Genomic DNA, 18517 nt, shown 5'->3' with positions numbered 1-18517 from the left:
AATAGCGCATTTTAAAAGCCTTCCGTTGTGGAAGGCTTTTTGTTAATTATAAAATTGGTGAAAGCATCCGTGAGAAACTTTGCAAAATCTTGAGCCAGCGACCTTGTTTGGCTATATCCTCGGGTGTTAATAATGATGAATCTTTCATATCATCTTCAAAAGACTGTGCGACTTCACTGGTAAAATTTTTATCATAAAAAACGGCAACATCTTCAAAGTTAAGATCATAGGAGCGATAGTCTTGATTCATTGAACCAACCGTAGAAAAAGTGTCGTCAACCACAATTGTTTTAGCATGAATAAAACCTTTATTATAAATATAAATTTTAATACCATAACGAGATAGTTCATTGGCATACCATTGTGTGGCGCGATAAATAAAAGGGTGATCAGGTTTGCACGGAATCATAATTCGCAAATCAATTCCCGACATAGCAATAGTTTGCAAAGTCGCAAACATCGCGTCGTCAGGAATTAAATAGGGTGTCTGAATCCAGAGTCTCTTTTTAGCTAAAGACATTAGGCGCATAATACCATTACGCATATTAGCATTGTAACGATCGGGCCCATCTGAAATTATCTGTGTAGCTACGTCGCCGGGATGAATTTCATTTTCATCTAAATTAGGGAAAAGAACAGTATTAAATGTGATTACTTGGTTTTCCTTTTGAATGGAAGCATTCCAATCCATGACAAATCGTTCTTGCAAGAGCAGAGAGGCTGAACCGACAATTCTCACCTGACTGTCACGCCAATAACCAAACTTTTTCTTACGACTGAGATATTGGTCACCAATATTAAAGCCGCCGGTCCAAGATGTTTTACCGTCAACTACGACAATTTTGCGGTGCAAGTGGTAGTTAATCCGGTAACGCGTAATCATATTGCGTGAAGTAATAAAAGGTAGCACAACGCCACCGGCTTTTCTTAGTTGGTCAAACCATGCTTTAGTTGCTCCCATCGAACCCCAAGCATCATATAGTAAGCGTACAGATACGCCTTCTTGTGCCTTTTGAATCAGCAAATCGAGGAAATCATTGCCTATTTCATCATTATAAAAGGTGTAAAATTCAACATTTACAGACTGTTTAGCTTTTTTAATGTCACGCATCATGTCGTGAAACATGATTGCACCATCGGTATAAAGCTTAACGTGGTTATTTTTACTTAATGGTGACTCACCATCGTGATCAAAAAAGTGTATAACCATCTTAGCCTTATTTGACGTATCAGATGTACTGATTTTTTTAGGAGCAGCAGTAATAGATTTTTGGACATTTCGCAACCCAATATGATGTTGTTTGTTAATAGCGAAAATATTTTCCTGCGAAATTCCCCGACCGAAAAAGCCGTAAATGATCATCCCTAAAACTGGAAAAACCAGCAAGATAATCAGCCAGGCCCAGGTTGTTGAGACAGAGCGTCTTCTGTGAAAGACGATGTAAAAGGCTAAGATAGTATTAGTAATAATGATGATGCGTCCTATGTCACGGAGCAGAATCACACTTATTTCCTCCAAAAATCAAATTACTTTTTAAGACCAATAAATTTATCAATAATGTCGATAACAAAGGGATTATCATGCATCCAACTGTGTTCTGCGTACTTTTTACCGCGAATCTCAACTTCATGATAAGATTTGGCATAAGGTGCTAAAACGTAGCGGATGCTTTTAGCAGAAGTCACGGAAATAAATTTATCGCTGTTGGTGTTGTCTAAAACATTGCCATAAATGTTTAGCACTGAAATATTGGGATTAAATCGTTTGCGTCTGAGCAAAAGATACAGGTAGTGCAAGTTAACTACAGCTGGACGACCCTTTTGGTTAAAGGCATTAACGTTGGGAATATCTCCTAAGTAAACTACCCCGTCAAAGGGACCAGCGATAAAAGCACATTTGACCAAGTGAGGGAACTGCTTTTTACGGGATTTGCGCATCTCTGTGCGTACGATGCAGGGACAGGCAAGAGAGTGTGCAATTGCCGAATAGTGAGAAAAATGGTACCTTTGAGCTAAGAATGGTAATGTAAAACGCAAGTAGTAATCAATCGCATAAACGCCAACGAGGCGCTGGCGAAAAACAACTTGTACAATGGGATTTCGATCACCTGTCCAGGTACCTTCGAGCTTGAAGTTACCCAGTAAGTCAGTAGTTACTTTGAGATACTTCGAAGTTCCTTTATCTATCAGAGCCTGCTGGACCATTACCTTGGTGGTATAGTCGCCGCCACGAAAGCCATGAAAATAAATTATCGGTACTTGTTCAAAGTCACCTTTTTTTGGTTCAATGGTGGCGTTATCTTCAATTCTTTTTTTATGTAAACGCAAAAAAATACGAGTTGGTGCAAAAGTTGCCAAAGCAGCGAGAAAAAGCATACTGAGCCTGCTGGGCTCTTGTGCAAGATCACGTTTGTGGTTTTTTTCCACTTCTTCCTTGTATTTTTTAGTATTGAAGAACATAATACCACCTTAAAAATAGAACTACATCTATTTTAGCATTGACTAGACAAATTAGTGAAAGGAGAACATATGAAATTTTATGCAGTAAAAAAGGGCCGCAAGCCAGGCGTTTATCGCACTTGGGATGAAGCCCGAAAACAGGTTGATGGCTATTCTGGTGCTGAGTTTAAATCTTTTAGCAAGATAACGGATGCTACAGAATATTTGGATTGGGATCACGAAACGGTTCAACAGGTCTTTCAAAAAGACGAGGATTCTTTAAAAGAGGCAATTGCCAAGATTCAAAGAGAAAGCCGTAAAATCAAGGAGAAGCCTTCTGCTGCGGCAACTTCTCCCCAAAAGAATAGAGCATTAAACAAGGCAACTAAAGCGCATCCGTCCAGCTTTTTTGCCACAATCTATACGGATGGCGGTACCCGCAATACCGGTAACTTTAAAGGCGGCCATGTGCGTGCAACGGATAAAGCTGCATGGGCCTATCTAATTGAATGGCAAGAAGAGGGCCAACAAAAGTCTGTTTATAATTCAAACGGTGAGTTTGGTGCGACTAACAATAAAATGGAATTAACTGCTTTGATTGAAGCTCTCAAGAAATTGCTTGAGTTAAACTTTAACCACGAGCCACTACTGTTTGTACTCGATTCTCAATACGTGCTAAATCCCATTACTAAAGGCTGGCTTAAAGGTTGGAAAAAGCGTGGCTGGACCAAAAGCTCTAAGGGTCCAATTGCGAACCTTGAATGCTGGCAGGAGTTGGATCAGCTCTTGGGTGAATTTTCTCAAACTAAATTCGAATGGACTAAAGGCCACGCCAATAATCGCGGTAATGAATTTGTTGACCATACATTAAATAAATTTATGGACCAAATGTAATTAGTTAAAATGTAGTGACTATTAAACCGCCAAACAGGTGACTGAAAAATGAAGTGATGCTGTGCCAAATTTGTTCCAACCAATTGCGGTTTTCCGGGGTATTTATTTTATCGAAAATGTCTTTTGCATTCTGTTTAATGTTTTTTGATAAAGCATCGGCTTGATCCCTAAATTTATGATTTTTTAAAGCACCAGAATCACGCACTTCAATTAAGATGTTGATTATTTGTTGTTTCTGATTGTTGTTAATGACATCGCCAAGATGATTGATGTTAATTTGGTTGTTAACGATGTCGTGAATTTGACTGTTTGAAATATTGTTACCGATTTTGCCCATTTCCTGCTTTGCACCTGCAACAGCATTGTTTAGTTGCGCATCACTATAGCCGTCTTTATCTTTATTTTCTTTAGTAATTTTACTCAATGTGTTTATTTCATCTTGAGCTGCATTAACTTGGCTTTGGTTTAAGTTTTCCCCAGTTTTGCTGTAAGCGGCGTAGACACCGGCTAAAGCACCGGAGCCATCAATAGGAACGGCACTAGTAACGTAAATATTAGCGTCAGAAATACCGGCAGTTAAGGCGGCATTTTTATATTGATCGGATGTGATTGTGGTAATATTGTTGCGCCCTTGATAGTCAAGGATGTGGACGTTAATACCGTTACCAGAAGCAGTCTTTTCAATCATCGCACTAGACCAGACACCAGAATTAGTAGTAAAGTTAGCACCAGATGGGTTAAGGTATTTGACTAAGTCGGCACCCGTGATGGTAATAGTTTGATAGCTAGCGCCCTTTAGAGGTTCGCTGAGAGTTTTTAACGTGCCGTTTTTTTGCGTTTCAGTCAAAGACGTTCCCAGGCAAACTACGGGCAAATAATCCGCTTTAACTGTTTGCTTAATAGTGCCACATAAAATGGTACTAAAAAATAACATTGTAATAATAGCTAAAATAGTTTTTGCTTTTTTCATATGTAATTAGCTCCTTTTAACTGTCCTTAATTATACTAAATGATAAACGCAAAAGTTTAAATTATAGTTATGTACTACTTACTTTACGTTATTTTTAATATTTAAGATGGTATAATAACAAAAGTGAAGGAGGAAGCTATGACTGCGCAACCTGAATTAACTGTCATCATGCCAGTTTACAATGTTGAAAGATACTTGACTCGAGCACTTGATCATTTGGCACAGCAAGATGATCCGAATTTTAAGTTGTTAATTGTCAATGATGGTTCAACGGATAATACTAGAAAAATAGCTGAGAGCTATCGTGAACGATTCCGTTACTTTAAAATAATAAATAAGCATAATGGTGGCCTGTCTGATGCGCGTAATGTTGGCATTGCAAACGTTGATACACCATATTTTACTTTTCATGATGGTGATGACTGGGTAGATTCTGGTTATACAGCTTTTTTTGTAAATGCCTTTCATGATCATCCCGATGCTGCAATGGTTTCCTGTGGCTTTTGGCTTGATTACGAAAATAAGCCGGGCTCGGTTCCTGTCACTAAAAAAGTTGTACGGGGGATGAAGAGTAAGGCTAGAACGTACCAGTTAATCAGTAATCCATTTGGCTCTTTATGTGATAATCATTGCTTGGCTACTCCTGTTAAAGGTTATACTTGGAACAAGGGCTACAAATTGGCGGTTATACGCCAGAATCATCTTAGTTTCAAGAAAAACTTGGCCTTTATGGAAGATCAAATATTTAATGTCCAATACTTAGCTTTAACAGAAGGCTTCTATTGTGATAGCAAGCCTCTATATCATTACTGGCAACGGAAAGACAGCATGGTTCATCACTTTAATTCAAAAATGATTCCTGATAATTTTAAAGCGAATTACATTATTGCTAAAATTATCATCCGTAGCTTGTGGCATGAACATAAGAAGGAAAATGGTTCTAATCAGAAGTTGATTGAGGCTAGTGAGAGAGACCAAAGATGAGAGAAAAAGTAAATGGTAATGAACTTTATTACAGTAAATTAGGTAAGGGCGCGCCCCTTCTTTTATTGCACGGACACCATTTAGATGGTGGCATGTTTGATCAGATAGTGGCTCCTTTGTCTCTTTATTATACGGTTTATGTGCTGGATATGAGGGGTCATGGTCTGAGTCAGGGAGAAGCAGCAGAACACTACCAGACTGAAGTTGAAGACCTTGCGGCTTTTATTAAGCAGGTTCATATCAGAGGCTGCTATTGCTTTGGCTTTGATGCAGGCGGCTTGGTGGCAATGATGCTGGCTAGTCAAGACCAAGATATCTTTAAAAAGCTGATGATAGCGGGCGTTTTTGTTAACGGTAATGGCATCAGGTCCTACCACTATCTGACTGAAGGTTTTCTGCGTTTTTTACGCATGAACCGGGACAGTAAAGTAGAATTATCAGAGAGCTTTATGTCGGTTGACAGCTTAAAGGCAATTAAAATACCTACCTATTGTGTAGTAGGTGAAAAAGACTGGGTTAAAGTAGAGCATGTTCGCTGGTATAGCCAGATTATTCCTCAAGGACAGCTTTTGGTCATGCCCAGGCAAAAACATGAAAGTTACGCCGTAAGGAGTTTCAAATTACTAAACTTAATGGAAGACTTTTTCCAATAGGTCATTGAATTCTAGAAATAAGAGTAAATTCGTATAGTAGAAGCCGAAAGTATCTTCGGCTTTTTGTTTGAATTATTACTTTTCTAGGCACTGATGACTTTTTTGGTTATAATAGACTTGCAAAGATTGTATTTTTTAAAAAACGAGGTAGCTATGAACAAGGAAGAACTTCTTCAGTTAATGCACCCAATGAAGCTAATTGGGCTCGGCGGAAATCCCGCTTTAAATGAAAAAATTGCGCAAATATTGAAAAAGCCGTTAATCGAAACTGCTGTGCAGCATTTTAGCGATGGCGAAATCCAAGTTAATATTGGCGAAAGTGTCAGGGGGTGTGATGTTTTTGTCATTCAGTCAATTCAAGATCCTGTAAATGAAAACTTTATGGAATTAGAAATTGTTTTAGATGCATTGCATCGTGCTTCAGCGCATAGGGTTAATGTAGTAGTACCATATCTGGCTTATTCACGCTCAGATACCAAAACTCGTTCACGGGAACCAATTACTGCTAAACTCATAGCTAATTTATTACAAATTACTGGTATGGATCATTTAATTGCACTTGATTTGCACGCTTCACAAATTCAAGGCTTTTATAATGTTCCGGTTGATCATTTGCATGCTATGCCGTTATTAGCGCAATATTTTATTGATAATGGTATTGCTACTAAAGAAGAAGATGACATTGTAGTTGTTTCACCGGATCACTCTGGTGCTAAACTTGCCCGTAACTTTGGCCAGTGCTTTGATGCTCCTATCGCAATTGTGGATCAGCGTCGTGCCCGTTATGATGCGGATGTACATGATATGATCGGTGATGTTAAAGACAAGAAGTGCATTATTGTTGATGATTTAATTGATACCGGATCACGCATTTCTTCTTCAACCAAGTCTGTTTTAGCAGCTGGCGCCAAGAAGGTTTATGTTGCTGCCACACACGCACTGCTCTCACAGAACGCGCTTGAAGTTTTGAATGAATTACCAATTGAACAAATTGTAGTAACTGATACAATTAAGCACAGCCATTATCCGGACAGAATGGTCCGTATTTCTGTTGATTTGCTTTTGGCGCGAGGAATTAATTATGTATATAATGATCGCTCAATGCATTTGTTAAGTGAAAGTGATTTAAAGTAAAGACATATTAAATGGCTTGCTGATAAGATTTGTTTTTTAGTCTAAATTATAAACATATAATATACCGGTGCCTTTTTTGTTTATTTATTCTATATCATTGGTATAATTAAGGCAAAATGTATAGGAGTTGAGAAGACATTATGGCACGACGTAAAAATTATAAAAGAAGACGTACAATTTTAAGTAATACATTTCACTTAATTAGAGAAAATGGATTGGATAATGTTTCATTTCAAATGATTGCAGAAAAGTCGGGAATTTCCAAATCCTTACTGCAATCGTATTATCCACATAAATCAAGCTTGATTACTGATGTAGTGCGCAATATTCTTAATACATTAGATAAGCAGGTGCAAAAATTCGGCGTTAATAAGGAAGACGAAGTTTGTGCGCGTACTAAAGCCTTTATTTATGCAATTGAAATGCTGGGAATCAAAGATGAAGGTCTTAAGCGCATTATTACAGAAGTGTTTAAGAGTAACGAATCGTTAGATTTTTGGAGTAAGACCATTAATGACTGGTTAAAGGAGAAACAGCTATTTAACCACGTGGACTTTGATGCAAAAGAAGTACGGCTGGGAATTGCTTTTGTTGTAACAGGCATTAGTCGTCTTTATTATGATAATAAAGAATATGACGTTTCTCCTGAAGAAATAGCAGATTATGGTACAAAATCATTTATGTATAGTTTCTTACATTGTTCAAAATCTACTATTGATAAAGCGCTCAAAGAAGGTCATGAGATTATCGAATCTACCGATGATGAAACCATTCATCATGCTATAGATACAATGTTTGATGAAGACAAGGAGATTGTCTGTTAGAAAGGAAAAATATGGCAAATGGCGCGCGAGATGGTTTGCACAGAATAAATAGAGAGCAGAACGAGGATTATAAAAAAGTTCTGTCCTTTATTATCTTTCTGATTGTGTCGCTAACCATGATTACCGCTACTTTCCTAAATCCCTTTTTCATGAAAGGGCAAATTAGAAGCAATAGTAATGAGGCTGTAGTTGTCAGGCAGATCAACAAGCACTTTGATGCTTTAGCAGAAATAATTGGTGCTAATAAAAATGGCAACGCTAATTTGTTGACTACGAAACAAACACAGCCAATTGCCGACCATATTATTGACTATACGTTGGGTACGCCATGGTTTAAATTCAGTAATATGAAATTAGCCAAGCAAATTTTGCATGACATTGATTTAAACGTTGATCAAGGCGTATCTAGTGATGCCCAATTAGTACAAGAAAAACTAAAAGAACAGGAAAATAATGCCCCATATGACGTAATAGATGCTTTTAATTTGAATACTATTACACTTGGGGGCAATGTCGCTTTTATCTTGTTAATCGTTAATGTAATCATACTGATAATGGCTATTATTAGTTTAAGGTCATTAATAAGTGATATGAAGTTATTTTTGAATTTAAAAATGCTGACCCACGAAGTTACCGCATCTGGTATGTGGGCCGGATTTTGGTTAATATTAATTGCGGGCGTATTGGCAGTTATACCCGTAATTTTTAACGTTGAAAGCTTAGCTGTACTAGGTTATGTATTAGAAATAAGCAGCAGTATTTTCCTAGATTTTGTAATTATCGGAGTTGTTCTTTATATCCTGAGTGCGATTCCATGGGAAATTAGCTCGCCAAACAATTAAGTAGCTTGGCTTAAAAAGCAATTGGTCATTTTTACCAAAGGAAGCTCATATGAAAATTTATTTTGCAAATGCTTTGTTTTCACAAGCAGAAATCAACTATAACGCGCAATTAGCGGCAAAAATTCGGCAAATAGATGATGCCATTGATTTATATTTGCCCCAAGAAAACGCGTCAATTAATGATAAACAAGCGTATGCCGATTCTAAAATGATCGCTCAGGCAGATACCGAGAAGCTAGTTAATAGTGATTTGATGATTGCGGTGCTTGATGGACTTAGCATTGATAATGGTGTCGCTAGTGAAATAGGTGTGGCTTATGCAAAAGAGATTCCCATAATTGGCTTATACACTGATACACGCCAACAGGGTGCTACTAACCAGGAAAAACTGCACGCTCTAACTCAGATTGCTGAAAATCAGTTTCATTATGTTAACTTGTACACCACGGGTTTGATTAAGCTTAATGGAACTATAGTTAATAATGAAAAAGATTTGTTAGCTGCTGTTGCACGCTACCTTTAGAGTTTTACTCAGTTCAAAAAATATCTACTTAAAGATGCAAATAACTCTCTGAAAATAGATATTAATTCGTTTTAATAAGAACCATATTTCGCTTAAGTTTCGAAATATGGTTTTTATTTATTTAATTTTATCTATATTATACCCCGACATTTTATATAATGGGGTATAATATAGATAAGAGAATGTGACTAAAATGACTAGAAAATCTGAATTGGAAAATTTGTTGAAACAAAATAACTATGTGCTGTCTAGAAAACAACTCACAAAGAAAAACTTTTCAGGACAACAAATTAAGAGCTATCTTAATAACAATACGTTAATTTTGATTGATAAAGGAATATATGGTAGTCCAAACCATTTGGAAGATGCTTTTTATATTATTCAGCTTAGGCTCAAGAAGGGAATAATATCGTTGAGGTCTGCACTTTATTTATATGGTTTGAGTGATCGTGTTCCAGATAAAATTGATCTTACCTTTCCGAGAGGATATAAAAATTCGCAGCTAAAAGAACAAATTGTGCCCCATCAACAAGTACTTCAAATGTATAATTTGGGTATAGAAATAGTAAAAACTCCTAGTGGAAATAATGTTAGGGTTTATTCTATTGATCGAACTATGGCTGAAATATTACGACCACAGAATCACATTGATCCTGAAATAATAAATAAAGCTTATAAGCAGTATTTAAAACAGCCGAATAAAAATATTGCCAAATTGCTGTACTTTGCAAGAAAATTCAAAACTGTTAAAAAAGTTCAAGAATACCTAGAAATATTGCTATAAAAATGAAACTTTTATTGCCCAAAAACTAGAAACAGTATTTAGTCGCAGTACTGCTAATACTCGAATGAAAGACTTTTATGACATATATATGTTAAACAAGCTTAGAAAGCGAACTGATTATAAAAAACTAAAGCTGAACTTACTTATCACTAGAATTGCTTTAGAAAATACTGCTAATTCAAGGAAAAGTTTTAATGAAATTTTTGAAAAAGTAAATAAGGGAAATTATTTATGGCAAATTACATTAAATGACATAATAGGATACATCATTTGCCGAAATTTTTTATTATTGAATTGATTCAGAATGATTTTTAAGTTGAAACAGCTTAAAGGTATAACTGGTCAAGCCCGTTATTTTTACTTCATATTCATGTCCAACAACCAGCGGGATTGATCCAGGATAATAAGTGATAATAGTTTCAAAATTGCCATAGCCACTCTTACTGTAATTATGGACATTTTTAGCCTGATAAGTTTGGGCAGTATCCTTATCAGTAATGGTAATTATTGGATTGCCTTTAAAGCTTTGATCTGAAAGATAGACAGACCAGGCAATATTTTGACCTTGCAAAAGCTCGATTGGAAAAACGCCGCTGCTGGGATAAGTTACCATTTCTTGGCTGGGAGCACGAAAAACATCATCAGGATTAAAAACTTTTTGAACAGAATAGCGGTAGCCATTCTTACCGTACGCAGCGCCTGCTCCAGTTGAAGTTAAGCGTGTTGACAATAGCCATGCTCGGTGACCAGTGTCAGCGCCGGTTAAGTTATATTGGTCGGTTAGCAGATCAGTAATAACATCACCAGCTGTTTGATCACTAGTATTGAAATTAAGGTTAGCTTTGCTTGAAATATTGCGCGCTAACTGCCAAACGTTTTTGTTAATTACTTTCGGACGCTTCTCAAAAGGCAGGCTGTGTTGGTTAATCCGAGGGTTGGCATTAAGTGCGGCCAGCACAGCTGCAGTTTTTTGTGCAGCAATATTATCCTGAAAGTTTTCTCTAACAGGAGTCAAGCCAAATAGCTGTCTATAATAGTTGGTGTAGGCTAATTGACTATTAAGGTAAGCAGGAACGAGTGCTCCTTGTTTAAATCTGTTTTTAAACTGGGGCTTGCTCAAATAAAGATTATTAAAATTAAAAGTGGTAGTATCAAGCTGTGCATATTCCTGTTGTAAATGGGCTATCTTATTTATTTCGTCAGGAGTGAATTCTGCCGCATAAACTTTAGTGTTACTAAATGGAAAAATGAAAAGTAAGCACAAGAGGGCAGTATAAATTTTTTTAATCATTTAAAGAGCTCTCCTTTCTTTAATATAAATTATAAGGCAAAATTAAATTAAGTATTATTCAGATTGAAAAAAGATAGTGATATTTAATAATTTGTTGCACAGGACTTTTATGAGGGAAAAGTATTTTGATTAATAATGCAAATATGCAACTGGCAAAAAATATTAGTATTACTTTAAATAGTAACTTAGATGATTGGGATGGGGTAACCGGCCCGGTAGACAAGGACTTGCGGCAAGTAGTAGTTCAGAAAACTACTATTAATAATGGCTACGATTATGTTTTACAACATGTAGCAGGAGATACTTTTGTTTATCGTGGTCAAAATAACAGTAATGTTTCTTTTAATAAGCAGTTACCAGTTTTACATCTAACTGGAACGGCTGCTGGTCATACACAAACTTTGGAGTATGCCGGAAGAAAGGGGCAGTGGTTTATTGGCACCAAGCCAAATGATTTGAATCCAGGTTGGTCTAGCTGGTCTAAACAAATTGCACGTATTGCAATTCCACGATATTTTAAAGTTACTGCAAATACCAAAATGCGACCGCGACTGTCCAATTTAAATTATGCAGGAGCTGATTTTGGTATCAGTTGCAGTGGAGATCAATTCGCACGTGTGGAAGTTGCTGTTTCTCCTAATTTAAATTACTTTTTAATAGCTTATGGGGATAATGACTTTACCGGCTATTTTGCACTTTATTATTTAAACGATATTAATAATGCTCTTGATCAAGCAGCAACGTTAACCAAGCATGTTGATATTACTACAATAAGATGCTTAGCTGCCTTTAAAATACCAGATTTGTCTGGTCGCATGGGATTAGTAGGGTCGCTGCAGGGATTTGCTATTGATAATAATCGGGATATCTATATTTCCAGTCAGTTTGCAGACGACAGACTGGGCCAAAACCGCAAAATTGTTAAAATTCCCTGGAATGCAGTCAATCCGTCACATTGGGAACTAATTGATTTGTCTCAGAAAAATGAATTAGAGCTAGCCGGTTATTATACTGAGCTAGAAGGCATACAACTGATTGCCAGTAATGATATCTATTTGACTGTAGCCTATCATCAGTCGTTTGATCCGGTTAATCCTGGCAAGCATCCCACAAAAGTAAATAAGCTTTATGAAATAACCTGGGAATAAAACGGTATTTTTTAATATAGTATAAATTTTTTGTTTATGATTTTGTCTTATACAAGGCTTTTTGCTTATAATAAAAATAATCCTAAAAAATTGTCTAAATTACAATTCTTCGGGTTTTTCTTGCCGTATAATAAAAAGTTAAGAAATAATGCTAAGAGGTAAAAATAATGACTAAGAAAACACAAGTTGGTTTAATTTTTGGTGGAAATTCATCTGAATATGAAGTCTCAATCATGTCAGGCCACAATATTTATAATGCGATTGACCAAAATAAGTTTGATGTTCACCCAATTTGGATAACCAATGATGGCTATTTAGCAAGCGAAGAGGATTCATTTAAAGTTTTAAAAGATCCTAAATACACTATTGAGAATCCACATGAAGTAGCCAATATTTCAAACTTAATTCAACTGCAGAATTTACCGGAAATTGATGTTTTCTTTCCAATTGTGCATGGTAATTTAGGTGAGGACGGTTGTCTGCAAGGACTGTTCAGAATCTTGAATAAGCCTTTTGTTGGCGATGATGTGTTAGCTTCTGCTGTAACCATGGACAAGGAATTTACCAAAATTTTAGCACAACGTGTTGGCGTCCCTGTTGCTGACTGGATTGCGATTAAACGCTTTGAATATGAAGATGATGCTAATGCCAAACGCGACTATGATAAAGTCAGCGAGAAACTAGGTCCTGATCTATTTGTCAAGCCGTCAAACCAAGGCTCTTCAGTTGGCGTTCATCATGTTACCAATAAAGAAGAATTTGCTGATGCTTTGGCTGACGCTTTTAGATATGATGATAAGGTCTTAATTGAAGAAACCATTCACGGTACAGAAGTTGAAACTGCTGTTTTAGGTAATGACAAGCCAATTGTTTCAGGTGTGGGCCAAATTATCAATGCGGCTGGAACTTTTTACAGTTATGAAAATAAGTATGATGCTGATTCCACTACTACTTTGCAAATTCCGGCAAAATTACCTCAAGAAATTGTAGATAAAGTTAGAGCAAATGCTTTAAAAGTATATCAAGTTACAGAATGCAGTGGCTTGGCTCGAGTTGATTCGACATTACGTGCCAGTGATAATAAAGTTATTTTGACAGAAGTTAATGCGCTGCCCGGTTTCACTAATATTAGTATGTATCCTAAGCTGTTTGAAGAAGTAGGTATTTCGTATTCTGAGCTAATTACCCGTTTAATTGGAAAAGCGCAAGAGCGTTTTGACCATAAGAAAAACCTGTTACATAAAATTGGTTAATTAATTGTGCTAGGGAGTATATCTGATGAGTGAAGATAAGCATAATTTTGAAGAATTAACCGCGCCTTCGGCAACGGCTAAGCACCTGCACATTAGTGTTGCTACATTACGTAAATATTCTTTAATTGTAGAAAAAGTTACTGGTAAGCCTGATTATTATGCCAGAACAAAGCAAAATGCACGTTTATATAGCAAGCAGGATGTACAGGACCTGGAAGATTTTCACAAATTGGCCCAGGATAACGGTTTAACCTTACAGGAAGCTGCTCAACAGGTTTTTGCGGTTACTGCTAAAAAAGATAAGCCTGAAAAAACCGAAGATGACAAAAAGCAGGAAGTAATGTCTACTTCTCAGATGGTGAAACTACTGAATGCCTTACAACAAACAATTGGCCAGCAGAATACGGCACTGAGTAATCTGCAAAAACAATTGGATCATATCGAAAAGCAGAATAAACAGTTATTGGAAAAGCAAAAAGAATTGGAAACGCCTGCTTCTAAAACTACTAGTTCAGAAGATGATTTTAGCGTTTTGCCTGATATTTCAGGAATCGTGACTAATGATGATATAACTGATGTTGACGAAATGCCTGATACTAAGCCACTAACTGCGGCTGAAAAGCGTGCTCAGGTGGCACAAGACGAAGAAAAGTCCAGCGAGCAAATGCATGAGGAAATTTTGGCTAAAGCTAAAGAAAATGCCGAAAAAGGTGCCAGTGCCAATACTCACCGGACATTAGCAGACATGCAGGTTGAGCCGGAAAAGACCCATTGGTGGCAACGGTTTCTCGATATGTAGGTATAGAAGAAACGACTTTTAGTTAAAAGCCGTTTTTATATATTTAAATTTTGCAAACTTAGCTTAAAATTTATGTTTAATGGCTGCTTTTAAGTTACAGTAGGTAAGTATAAATCGATTGGAATGATTTGGTTGAAAAAAATTAAGAAGCGCTACTTATTTGCGGTATTAACTGCAGCTATAGGCTTGATTCTAACAGCTTGTACCTATTTTGCGACGGATATTTATTCTAAAAATGATGTAGCTGTAATCACCGATACTAAAATTAAGGATACTTTAGAAGAAAAAAGTACGGATGTCTATGGTAATAAAGATGAAATCAGAAAGCAGGTTCTTCATTTAAAAGTCTTGTCAGGCAAGTTTAAGGGCCAAACTTATAAAACTACTAATATGTATTACCCCTCGCAATTGGTTACGCAGAAATTTCGCGCGGGTCAGAGAGTGTTGGTCAATGTTAAACATGGTGAACCAGTTATTCAGGATCCCAAACGAGACTGGGTTTTGGTTTTAGCATTGACTGTAATGTCAACGCTGATGGTCGCAGTTGCTGGTAAAAAGTCATTTAACTTAATTGCATCAATGATACTCAGCTGGATAATTTTTTATATTGTTATCATGCTGGATATCAAACTTAACGGTTCTTATATTGTTTTACTGTTCGGCTTGGCTGATATTGTTTTTTCATTCTTTAGTTTATTGGTTGTTCAAGGCTTTAACCGTAAAATGCTGGCAACGTGGTTGGCGACGATTCTAGGTACTTTTGTTTCTTTTGCATTGTGCTACTTGATTATGCGCCTGACTGGTGAATCGGAGATCAAATACGAAACGGGAGATTACGCCACCCAAGATCCTCGTGGCATCTTTTTAGCACAAACCTTATTAGGTATTTTAGGGGCTGTAATGGATGAAGCCACTGATATTATTTCCAGTCTTTATGAATTAGTTCAGACTAAAGCTGATTTAACTGCCCAGCAATTAATTAAAAGTGGACGTACTATGGGTCAGGAAATCATGGGGCCTCTGATTAATGTTTTGGTATTAATCTTTATGTCTGAAGAATTGCCCATGACAATTATCTATTTGCGCGATAATAACAGTTTGCGTTCCACCTTTGGTTTTACTCTTTCACTTGGTGTCACGCAGAGTATTATCTCAGCGATTGGTATAGTTTTAACAGTTGTCTTTGCCACTGGCTGCAGCCTGCTGTTTTTAGAAGAAAAAAAGCGGAAAGCGGGGACTGAAGAATGAGTACATTAACTGCCTTGCTAATCGTATTGGCAATCCTAATGACGATTGTAGGTGGAGAAACTGGCATTCGCAGCTTCTTTAGCGTTTTGATCAACACTTTATTATTAATCTTAGTAGCCATCTTGATTTCATGGGGTATTAGTATTCCACTGCTAATTTTGATTTTTGTTCCTTTAAAATTGGTAACTATTATTTTCTTAGGCACGCATGATTATCAGGTTGCTAAAAATTCATTTTATTCTTCTCTAGTTGTTTGTTTAGCAGCCAGCTTGATCATTCTGGGTTTTGAATGGCTGGCGCAAGCTGCCGGACTTGGACCAGAAGCTGGTGAAATTTTGGTTGGCTTGTCGCAAATGCCGGGCTTAAGTTATCCCTTAATTGCAGTAGCAGTTGCTATCTTTTCCACACTTGGCGCTGTGGCTGAAGCTGCTGTATCAATGAGCTCCGGTTTGCTTGAAATCAAAAAGCATAATCCAGCAATTTCATATGAAGATCTGAAAGCTAGTGGAGCCAAAATCGGTAATGACGTCCTGGGAACAGCAATGAATACTATTTTATTTGGAATGTTTGGCAGCTTCCTTTCATTATTTTTATGGTACATTCGTTTGAATTACACTTTAGGCGAAGTACTAAATGAAAAAATGTTTGTTAATGAAGCTTTAATTATAATGTATTCTTTAATTGGTGTATTATTAACAGTACCATTAGCAACAACCTTTTTAGCAAAAAACATGGTAAAAGTGGGGGAGAAAAATGAAAGTAAATGATTTAACATTAACTAATTTTAACCAGCGCAAGTTCAACGTGCACACATACACTTTGGGGTCAATTGGCGAGCTGGTAACACCTAAACACTCCCTGGCAATTGTAGTACCCGGAGGCAGTTTCGATCATTTGTCCCAAAGAGAAAGTGAACCTGTAGCGCTGGCTTTTAATAACCGTGGTTTTAACAGTGTGGTTATGGAATATAACCTCGTGCAAGACGAAGGTGACATTTATCCTGATGCCGGGCTTGATGTCTTAACTACTGTTAAGTACTTTCGCGATCATGCGCAAGAATATCAGATTGATCCCAACAAAATAGTCACGATTGGCTTTTCCGCTGGTGGTCACGTAACTAGTTTTGCCAACAGCATGGCTAATTCTTCAAAGTATCAGAAAGAGTTTGGCTTTAACAGTGAAGAAGTTTTGCCTAATAAAACTATTTTGGGTTATCCTTTAATTAACCTGACCAAAATTGGTTTTGACATTCCGGCAGATGAGCAGGATAAAGTTCCGCAAGATGAATTTATCAAGGATAGCTCTTTAGGTGTAACTACTAATACGCCAGCAACCTTTATTTTCCATGCCTGGGATGACCCCGTAGTTCTTGTCACCAATACGTTTGAGTATGCAGCAGCATTACATGAAAAGAAAGTGCCGTGTGAAGTTCATATTTTCAATCGTGGTGGTCACGGCTTTTCTTTAGCACGAAAAGATATGGTAGTTAAAGGCAGAGAATGGCAAGAGAATCCGCACGCTGCCCATTGGTTTGAACTGGCACAGGAATGGTTAACAAGTGAATGGCAATAAAAGGGAGTACAGATGCTGTACTTCTTTTTGTTCGGATTTAGAAGTTTTAATTATAAAATTATAATAATACTCATATTAGAAATAAAAAATTTAAATTATTTTAAGCAAAGGCCTTGCATTTATTTCCAGAGGGTATATAATACCGGTATTTAAATCGAAAGAAAGGACATGATTTTTTGAAGCTAACGAAGATAAAAATTTTAACGGCAGTTAATGGCTTACTAACTCTAAGCAGTCTAATCATGTTATTCTTTGGATTATGCAATCAAGTTAATGAGTCAAAGAATCTGCTAGAAGAAGAACAAGCAATTTCGCTGGACAATAATAATATGATTATTTTGGCGGCTGTAGTTGCTTTAATGGTCTTCGGCTATGCATTCTTTGCTACTTGGTTAAAAGGTGAACCCGCAAAAGTTCATTTATTAAGGCACAGAGCATAAGATGATTAGAAAAACTGAGCTGTACTTCAATGGTTGAGGTACAGCTCAATTTTTTTGCCTAAAATAACTTAGATTATCTTTTTTAATTGCCTTGCTATATAGAGTTGCTTGTTTAACTAAACATATTTATGATGGGCATAAGTAACAAAAAGCCAGTAATAAAGGAAGGTATTATTGATAATGTGTACAATAAAAGATAAAGTTTATGATCCCTTCTTACCTACCTTACTAATATCTTTGCATGAGGAATACGTAAAAGAAATTGTAACGGGACAAAAAATAATTGAATACCGCAAGAGTTTTTTTAAAGATAGTTTTCAGGCTTTTGTTTATACTACCGGCAGTAATGGCGGGATACAACTATTTATCAAATGTGCACCTTTGATTCGCAGTAATGCTGCTACGTTAGCCCAGATAGGGCAAGAAATTCAAAAAGATGATTATGGAGAAATTTATGACTATTTTATGCCTAAAAATGATGGCTGCATTATTCCAATTTTAAAATCATGTGCTCTTAAAAAGATTTCACTCAAGCAGTTAAGAGCCGTTTTGCCTGAAATTGTTGTCCCGCAAAAATATTTGTTTTTAGATCGACCTGATAAAAAAGACTTGCTCGATTTTTTATTAAAGCAGGAATACGATAACTTATTCATTAATAAATGGGATGAACGGTATGCAAAAATTAGGCAAATAGTTGAAGAGAATAAGTAATTACTAGA

At 36.6% G+C, this 18517-nt stretch carries 21 protein-coding genes; 17 read left to right on the top strand and 4 right to left on the bottom strand.

Annotated elements, in window-relative coordinates:
* Window positions 1–46 precede the first annotated feature (46 nt).
* Together cls and ACFQ32_RS10150 are read right to left on the bottom strand one after the other, a co-directional pair.
* On the bottom strand, window positions 47–1510 hold the full coding sequence (cls, locus tag ACFQ32_RS10155) for a cardiolipin synthase (protein WP_046324342.1): 1464 nt from the start codon (window positions 1508–1510) through the stop codon (window positions 47–49).
* A 17-nt stretch (window positions 1511–1527) separates the two neighbouring features.
* Window positions 1528–2460 (bottom strand): alpha/beta hydrolase, encoded by a 933-nt coding sequence (locus ACFQ32_RS10150; RefSeq protein WP_046324156.1) that lies wholly within the window; start codon window positions 2458–2460, stop codon window positions 1528–1530.
* A 69-nt stretch (window positions 2461–2529) separates the two neighbouring features.
* Between ACFQ32_RS10150 and ACFQ32_RS10145 the strand changes: the two genes are divergently transcribed.
* Complete coding sequence (locus ACFQ32_RS10145; protein ID WP_046324157.1) at window positions 2530–3333, top strand: ribonuclease H family protein; 804 nt, start codon at window positions 2530–2532, stop codon at window positions 3331–3333.
* 4 nt (window positions 3334–3337) lie between these two features.
* Here ACFQ32_RS10145 and ACFQ32_RS10140 read toward each other — a convergent pair whose 3' ends face one another.
* Window positions 3338–4303, bottom strand: a complete 966-nt coding sequence (locus ACFQ32_RS10140) for a DUF1002 domain-containing protein (RefSeq protein ID WP_046324158.1) — start codon at window positions 4301–4303, stop codon at window positions 3338–3340.
* A 138-nt stretch (window positions 4304–4441) separates the two neighbouring features.
* On the opposite strand from ACFQ32_RS10140, the gene ACFQ32_RS10135 reads away from it, so the two are divergent.
* The 8 genes from ACFQ32_RS10135 (at window position 4442) to ACFQ32_RS10100 (ending at window position 10345) form a co-directional block, all read left to right on the top strand.
* Entirely contained in the window at window positions 4442–5287 is an 846-nt protein-coding gene (locus tag ACFQ32_RS10135; protein WP_046324159.1) for a glycosyltransferase family A protein, read from the top strand.
* Window positions 5284–5940: an alpha/beta fold hydrolase gene (locus tag ACFQ32_RS10130; protein ID WP_046324160.1), complete on the top strand. Its 657-nt coding sequence runs from the start codon at window positions 5284–5286 to the stop codon at window positions 5938–5940. Before ACFQ32_RS10135 ends, ACFQ32_RS10130 begins: the two co-directional genes overlap by 4 nt.
* 153 nt (window positions 5941–6093) lie before the next feature.
* Window positions 6094–7074, top strand: coding sequence for a ribose-phosphate diphosphokinase (locus ACFQ32_RS10125; RefSeq protein WP_046324161.1), 981 nt, complete (start codon window positions 6094–6096; stop codon window positions 7072–7074).
* A gap of 140 nt (window positions 7075–7214) precedes the next feature.
* On the top strand, window positions 7215–7898 hold the full coding sequence (locus ACFQ32_RS10120) for a TetR/AcrR family transcriptional regulator (RefSeq protein WP_046324162.1): 684 nt from the start codon (window positions 7215–7217) through the stop codon (window positions 7896–7898).
* A gap of 11 nt (window positions 7899–7909) precedes the next feature.
* Window positions 7910–8740 carry a hypothetical protein gene (locus ACFQ32_RS10115; RefSeq protein ID WP_046324163.1) on the top strand — a complete coding sequence of 277 codons (831 nt, stop codon included), beginning with the start codon at window positions 7910–7912 and terminating at the stop codon, window positions 8738–8740.
* 49 nt (window positions 8741–8789) lie between these two features.
* Complete coding sequence (locus ACFQ32_RS10110) at window positions 8790–9263, top strand: nucleoside 2-deoxyribosyltransferase (protein WP_046324164.1); 474 nt, start codon at window positions 8790–8792, stop codon at window positions 9261–9263.
* 193 nt (window positions 9264–9456) lie between these two features.
* Window positions 9457–10047 carry a type IV toxin-antitoxin system AbiEi family antitoxin domain-containing protein gene (locus ACFQ32_RS10105; protein WP_046324165.1) on the top strand — a complete coding sequence of 197 codons (591 nt, stop codon included), beginning with the start codon at window positions 9457–9459 and terminating at the stop codon, window positions 10045–10047.
* A 13-nt stretch (window positions 10048–10060) separates the two neighbouring features.
* Entirely contained in the window at window positions 10061–10345 is a 285-nt protein-coding gene (locus ACFQ32_RS10100; RefSeq protein WP_143444001.1) for a nucleotidyl transferase AbiEii/AbiGii toxin family protein, read from the top strand.
* Here the strand turns inward: ACFQ32_RS10100 and ACFQ32_RS10095 are convergent.
* Complete coding sequence (locus tag ACFQ32_RS10095) at window positions 10334–11338, bottom strand: CAP domain-containing protein (protein WP_052724612.1); 1005 nt, start codon at window positions 11336–11338, stop codon at window positions 10334–10336. The genes ACFQ32_RS10100 and ACFQ32_RS10095 overlap by 12 nt on opposite strands.
* Before the next feature lie 125 nt (window positions 11339–11463).
* Here ACFQ32_RS10095 and ACFQ32_RS10090 point away from each other — a divergent pair, with 125 nt between their 5' ends.
* From ACFQ32_RS10090 to ACFQ32_RS10055, 8 genes are all read left to right on the top strand, one after another.
* Window positions 11464–12486 (top strand): helveticin J family class III bacteriocin, encoded by a 1023-nt coding sequence (locus ACFQ32_RS10090; RefSeq protein WP_046324167.1) that lies wholly within the window; start codon window positions 11464–11466, stop codon window positions 12484–12486.
* A gap of 167 nt (window positions 12487–12653) precedes the next feature.
* Entirely contained in the window at window positions 12654–13739 is a 1086-nt protein-coding gene (locus ACFQ32_RS10085; protein WP_046324168.1) for a D-alanine--D-alanine ligase family protein, read from the top strand.
* Between the two features lie 25 nt (window positions 13740–13764).
* The gene (locus tag ACFQ32_RS10080; protein ID WP_046324169.1) at window positions 13765–14538 is read left to right on the top strand and encodes a transcriptional regulator; all 774 of its coding nucleotides are present in this window, start codon (window positions 13765–13767) and stop codon (window positions 14536–14538) included.
* Window positions 14539–14670: 132 nt separating this feature from the next.
* The gene (locus ACFQ32_RS10075) at window positions 14671–15786 is read left to right on the top strand and encodes a YibE/F family protein (protein WP_046324170.1); all 1116 of its coding nucleotides are present in this window, start codon (window positions 14671–14673) and stop codon (window positions 15784–15786) included.
* Window positions 15783–16553: a YibE/F family protein gene (locus ACFQ32_RS10070; RefSeq protein ID WP_046324171.1), complete on the top strand. Its 771-nt coding sequence runs from the start codon at window positions 15783–15785 to the stop codon at window positions 16551–16553. The genes ACFQ32_RS10075 and ACFQ32_RS10070 overlap by 4 nt, the downstream gene beginning before the upstream one ends.
* Window positions 16540–17358 (top strand): alpha/beta hydrolase, encoded by an 819-nt coding sequence (locus ACFQ32_RS10065; RefSeq protein ID WP_046324172.1) that lies wholly within the window; start codon window positions 16540–16542, stop codon window positions 17356–17358. The genes ACFQ32_RS10070 and ACFQ32_RS10065 overlap by 14 nt, the downstream gene beginning before the upstream one ends.
* A 176-nt stretch (window positions 17359–17534) precedes the next feature.
* On the top strand, window positions 17535–17798 hold the full coding sequence (locus ACFQ32_RS10060; RefSeq protein ID WP_046324173.1) for a hypothetical protein: 264 nt from the start codon (window positions 17535–17537) through the stop codon (window positions 17796–17798).
* Between the two features lie 180 nt (window positions 17799–17978).
* Entirely contained in the window at window positions 17979–18509 is a 531-nt protein-coding gene (locus ACFQ32_RS10055) for a hypothetical protein (RefSeq protein WP_046324174.1), read from the top strand.
* The last annotated feature ends 8 nt before the right edge of the window (window positions 18510–18517 follow it).

This window comes from Lactobacillus melliventris (assembly GCF_042679465.1).
GTDB classification, from domain to species: Bacteria; Bacillota; Bacilli; order Lactobacillales; family Lactobacillaceae; genus Lactobacillus; species Lactobacillus melliventris.
Note: the sequence above shows the minus strand (reverse complement) of the source record. Positions and strands in the feature narration are given on the sequence as shown.

Coding starts and splice junctions, on each gene's coding strand:
- ACFQ32_RS10150 (WP_046324156.1), bottom strand. CDS start 2,460: ATGTTCTTCAATACTAAAAAATACAAGGAAGAAGTGGAAAAAAACCAC.
- ACFQ32_RS10125 (WP_046324161.1), top strand. CDS start 6,094: ATGAACAAGGAAGAACTTCTTCAGTTAATGCACCCAATGAAGCTAATT.
- ACFQ32_RS10055 (WP_046324174.1), top strand. CDS start 17,979: ATGTGTACAATAAAAGATAAAGTTTATGATCCCTTCTTACCTACCTTA.
- ACFQ32_RS10140 (WP_046324158.1), bottom strand. CDS start 4,303: ATGAAAAAAGCAAAAACTATTTTAGCTATTATTACAATGTTATTTTTT.
- ACFQ32_RS10115 (WP_046324163.1), top strand. CDS start 7,910: ATGGCAAATGGCGCGCGAGATGGTTTGCACAGAATAAATAGAGAGCAG.
- ACFQ32_RS10105 (WP_046324165.1), top strand. CDS start 9,457: ATGACTAGAAAATCTGAATTGGAAAATTTGTTGAAACAAAATAACTAT.
- ACFQ32_RS10135 (WP_046324159.1), top strand. CDS start 4,442: ATGACTGCGCAACCTGAATTAACTGTCATCATGCCAGTTTACAATGTT.
- ACFQ32_RS10070 (WP_046324171.1), top strand. CDS start 15,783: ATGAGTACATTAACTGCCTTGCTAATCGTATTGGCAATCCTAATGACG.
- ACFQ32_RS10065 (WP_046324172.1), top strand. CDS start 16,540: ATGAAAGTAAATGATTTAACATTAACTAATTTTAACCAGCGCAAGTTC.
- ACFQ32_RS10120 (WP_046324162.1), top strand. CDS start 7,215: ATGGCACGACGTAAAAATTATAAAAGAAGACGTACAATTTTAAGTAAT.
- ACFQ32_RS10130 (WP_046324160.1), top strand. CDS start 5,284: ATGAGAGAAAAAGTAAATGGTAATGAACTTTATTACAGTAAATTAGGT.
- ACFQ32_RS10080 (WP_046324169.1), top strand. CDS start 13,765: ATGAGTGAAGATAAGCATAATTTTGAAGAATTAACCGCGCCTTCGGCA.
- ACFQ32_RS10110 (WP_046324164.1), top strand. CDS start 8,790: ATGAAAATTTATTTTGCAAATGCTTTGTTTTCACAAGCAGAAATCAAC.
- ACFQ32_RS10085 (WP_046324168.1), top strand. CDS start 12,654: ATGACTAAGAAAACACAAGTTGGTTTAATTTTTGGTGGAAATTCATCT.
- ACFQ32_RS10145 (WP_046324157.1), top strand. CDS start 2,530: ATGAAATTTTATGCAGTAAAAAAGGGCCGCAAGCCAGGCGTTTATCGC.
- ACFQ32_RS10095 (WP_052724612.1), bottom strand. CDS start 11,338: ATGATTAAAAAAATTTATACTGCCCTCTTGTGCTTACTTTTCATTTTT.